Here is a 3,933-nt window from a genome sequence, read left to right as displayed (position 1 = left end):
CAGGAACTGGCCCGGCTCGCCGAGGAACTCGCCTCGGCCATCCTGGAGATCGCAAGTAGCAACGAGCAGGTATCCCAGCAAACCCAGGCCCTGGCCGCGAGCGGCGAGGAGATGGGGGCCACCGTGAACGAGGTGGCCCGCCACGCCGCCAGCGTCAACGAGGCCGCCGCCTCGGCCGCCGTGGCGGCGGGCAGCGGCACAACCGTGGTCCTCGAGGCCATGGATGCCTTCCGCGAGATCGCCGACCTGGTGGAGGGTGCCGCCGGCGTGGTGAGGGGCCTGGGGTCCAGTTCGGAGAAGATCGGGCAGGTCGTCACCGTGATCGAGGACATCGCCGACCAGACCAACCTCTTGGCCCTCAATGCCGCGATCGAGGCCGCCCGGGCCGGCGAGCACGGCCGCGGGTTCGCGGTGGTGGCCGACGAGGTGCGAAAGCTCGCGGAAAAAACCGTCAAGGCGACCCGCGAGATCAGCGGCACGGTGGAGACGATTCAGGCGGAAGCCCGCCGGGCCGCCGACGCCATGGCCTCGGGCCTCGGGCGGGTTGGGACCGGGCGGGAGAAAGCCCAGCAGGCGGGCACCGCCATGGAGGAGGTCGACCGGGAGATCTCGGGAGCGGCCGCCCAGGTGGAGCAGATCGCCGCCGCCACCAAGGAACTCTCGACCACCATCGAGACACTGGCCACGAACCTGGACGAGATCGCGCGGGCCGTGGCCCAGAACACCGAATGGAACGGCCGGATCAAGACCTCGGCCGACGCGGTGGCCGATCGCGCCAGGGAGTTGCAGGCGATCACCGGGCGGTTTCGGACGTGATCCGTTCCGCCGGGCCGCGCCCCGCGGAGGCCCCGGTCAGCCCGCCGTCCGGAGCACCCGACCGACCACTTCGAGGAGTTCGGCCATGCGGTAGGGCTTGCGGATGAACCCCGCAAGCCCCTTTCCCGCAAACCGGTTCGTGGCCTCCTGCTCGTTGTAGCCGCTGGCGAGGATCACGGGAAGGCCGGGGCGGATCTTCCGGATCTCGCGGAACGCCTCCTCGCCGCCCATGCGCGGCATGGTCATGTCGAGGAGCACCAGGTCGAAGGCCCCGGGTTCCTCCCGCAGCCGCTCCACGGCCTCGAGCCCGTCGGAGGCCGTGGCGACCCGCGCCCCGAACTCCTCCAGCATCATGCCGGCCACCTCCCGCACGGTGTCCTCGTCGTCGACCAGGAGGATCCGCACCCCCTCCAGGCGCGCCTCGGCCGGGTCCCCTTCCCCGGCCGAGACGGCCGGCATCGCCTCGGAGGCGGGCAGGAGGATCTTGAAGGTGCTCCCACGGCCCGGCTCGCTGTACACCTTCAGGCCGCCCCGGTGGCCCCGCACGATCCCCAGCACCGCGGCGAGTCCCAGGCCACGGCCGATGAACTTCGTCGAAAAGAACGGGTCGAAGATCTTCTGCCGGGTTTCGGCGTCCATCCCCTGCCCCGTGTCCGAGACCTCGAGGTACACGTACCGGCCCTCCGGAAGATCCCAGTCGAGGAACGTCTCGGCAAGGTACGCCCGATCCGCGTCCATGACCCCGGTGGTGACGGTTATCACGCCGCTTCGGTCGCCGATGGCCTCCGATGCGTTGGTGATCAGGTTCATCACCACCTGCCGCAACTGGTTCGCGTCGGCTTCGACCGCCGGCAGGTCCGGGGACAGGTCATACTTGAGCACCACCCCCTTGCCGATCACGGTCTTCAGCAGATGCCCCATCTCTTCCACGAGCCGGTTCAGGTCGATAGGCTCCACCACGAACCGTCCCCTTCCCGAGTAGGCGAGCATCTGGTGGGCGAGATCGGCGGCTCTTCGTGCCGCCTTCACGATCGCCTCCACGTTCCGCCGCGCCGGGGCCTCGGGCGCAAGTTTCTTGAGGGCCAGGTCCGCGTGCCCGATCACTCCCATGAGCAGGTTGTTGAAGTCGTGGGCGATGCCGCCGGCCAACACCCCGAGGCTCTCGAGCTTTTGCACCTGGAACATCTTCTCCTCGAGCCGCCGCCGCGCCTCCTCGGCGCGACGCCGCTCTGTTGCGTCGATCATCACCGACACGCCCCCCACCACCTCGCCCCGGGCGTCCCGGAGCGGGGCGGCCGAGATGGACACCCACACGGGGCGACCGTCCTTTCGGCGGCGCTCGGCGTCCCGCGCCACCACCTCCTCGCCGACCAACACCTTCGAGAGTTCCTCCCGGAACACCCCTCGCGCATCCGCCGGCAGATGGGGCGGCTCGCGGCCCAGGGCCTCGGCCTCGTCCCACCCGAACAGCCGCTCGGCCCCCCGGCTCCATCCCGTCACCCGGCCCTCCCGGTCCACCGCCACGATGGCGGCAGGCGAGGCGTCGAGAATCACCCGCAGGCGCTCCAAGGCCTCGGTCAGCGACCTCTCGGCCTCTTCCCGCCGGGCGACTTCAGCGGCCAGTTCCGCGTTCCGGTCGGCCAACGCGGCCGTCCGGCGTGCCACTTCGCGTCGCAGGACTACAACGCCCACGGCCAAGATGAGCAGCGCCGCCCCCGCCCCAACGGCCCCCAGTTTCACCCATCTGGGAATCCCGGCGGGCTCCCCCCGCAGGCCAATCCAGCGATCGAGCGCGCGGTGGTACGGGGAACCCGGTTCCCGCTTCCAGGCGGCGAGGTACCGGTCCAGGAAGGGGAGGATTTCCGAGGCCACCCCCCGATGGGCCGCCATCCGCACGTCCACCGGGGAGAAGAGGACCGGGGTTTCCTCCACCCCGTACCGCTGGGCCGCCCGTCGGGCCAGGAGCACGTTCACCACCGCGGCGTCGGCCTGGCCTTCGGCCACGAGTTGGAGCGCCTCCTCGTGGCTCGAGCCCCAGACGGGTTCGGCCTTCACCTGGAAACTTCCCACGAGGCGAAGGAACGGCTCGGCGAAGATGCTCTCCCGGGTCAGGGCCACCCGCCGTCCGTCCAGGTCCAGGATGGACCGCACCTCGGTCTCGGGGCGGGCGAACACCTGGCCCCACGCCACCACCACGGTTTCCCCGGTGAACCCAAACCGCTCGGCCCGTTGCGGAGAAAAGGCCAGGGCCGGAATGAGGTCTATGCGGCCCTCCTCCAAGGCGGAGAGGCACTCCGCGAGCTCGCAGGGCACGAAGGTGAGTTCCCAACCCTCCCGTCGAGCCGCCTCGACGACGAGGTCCACCCCGACGCCCCCGTACCCGCCCTCTCCGGTCCAGACCAACAGCGGCGGATTCTCGTACACCCCCACCCGGATTTCCCTGGCCCCCGCTCTAACTGCCACCAGGCACGAGAGCAGCACGACCACCGCGATCATCCGTGCACCCATTTCGTCCTCCCCTGTCCCGCCCCCGCTTCCCACGGGTGCGCGAGTTTCCGGCGTGCCCGAGCCCCTTTCACCGCGGGAAGGCGGGCCCGTTGGCACCTGCGCGACTCGGCCCCGTGGATCGCCCGCCAAACCACCCGGCCGCCGCTCGCGTGGAACGCCCCCCGGGGAACGAGAACGCGGATCCTGGCCTGACTGCCCCCCTGTGTCCCCTCCCCAAGCGGGAGAACACAGAGTGCAACCCCTTCGCCCTGGTTCCGACTCGAGCGGGGGAACCGGGGCCCACCCACACACCCCCTCCCGCTCATGCTATGTTTCATTAAGGTCCGCAGTCAAAGATCTTTGATATCACGAGTGGTTTAAGGGAGGAGGAACGGATTGACGCACAAACTGATCTGCACAGGGAACAGCACCGGGTGTTCTTACGCTTTGTTACGGTTGACTTTACGGACTGCAAGCGTGTAGGAAAAACCCACTGCTGTCCAAAAACGAATAACAGAGGTCCCGGGAAGTGCCCGGAGAGGGCCTTCTGCCGCGGTTTGGGGCGGTCATCCTACACCGCCGTGCGATTCAGCTGTCCAACATCGAACCCCGGCAGCGTGAGCTGGGGGT

At 69.3% G+C, this 3,933-nt stretch carries 2 protein-coding genes; one reads left to right on the top strand and one right to left on the bottom strand.

Annotated features, from left to right (window positions below):
* Window positions 1-816: methyl-accepting chemotaxis protein (locus ACY0I8_RS16860; RefSeq protein WP_461395674.1), on the top strand; the 816-nt coding region annotated here is incomplete at its 5' end.
* Between the two features lie 36 nt (window positions 817-852).
* Here the strand turns inward: ACY0I8_RS16860 and ACY0I8_RS16855 are convergent.
* Window positions 853-3,324 carry a PAS domain S-box protein gene (locus ACY0I8_RS16855; RefSeq protein WP_461395673.1) on the bottom strand — a complete coding sequence of 824 codons (2,472 nt, stop codon included), beginning with the start codon at window positions 3,322-3,324 and terminating at the stop codon, window positions 853-855.
* Window positions 3,325-3,933 lie beyond the last annotated feature (609 nt).

Source organism: Deferrisoma sp., assembly GCF_054681715.1.
This window is presented reverse-complemented; position numbering and strand designations above follow the sequence as displayed.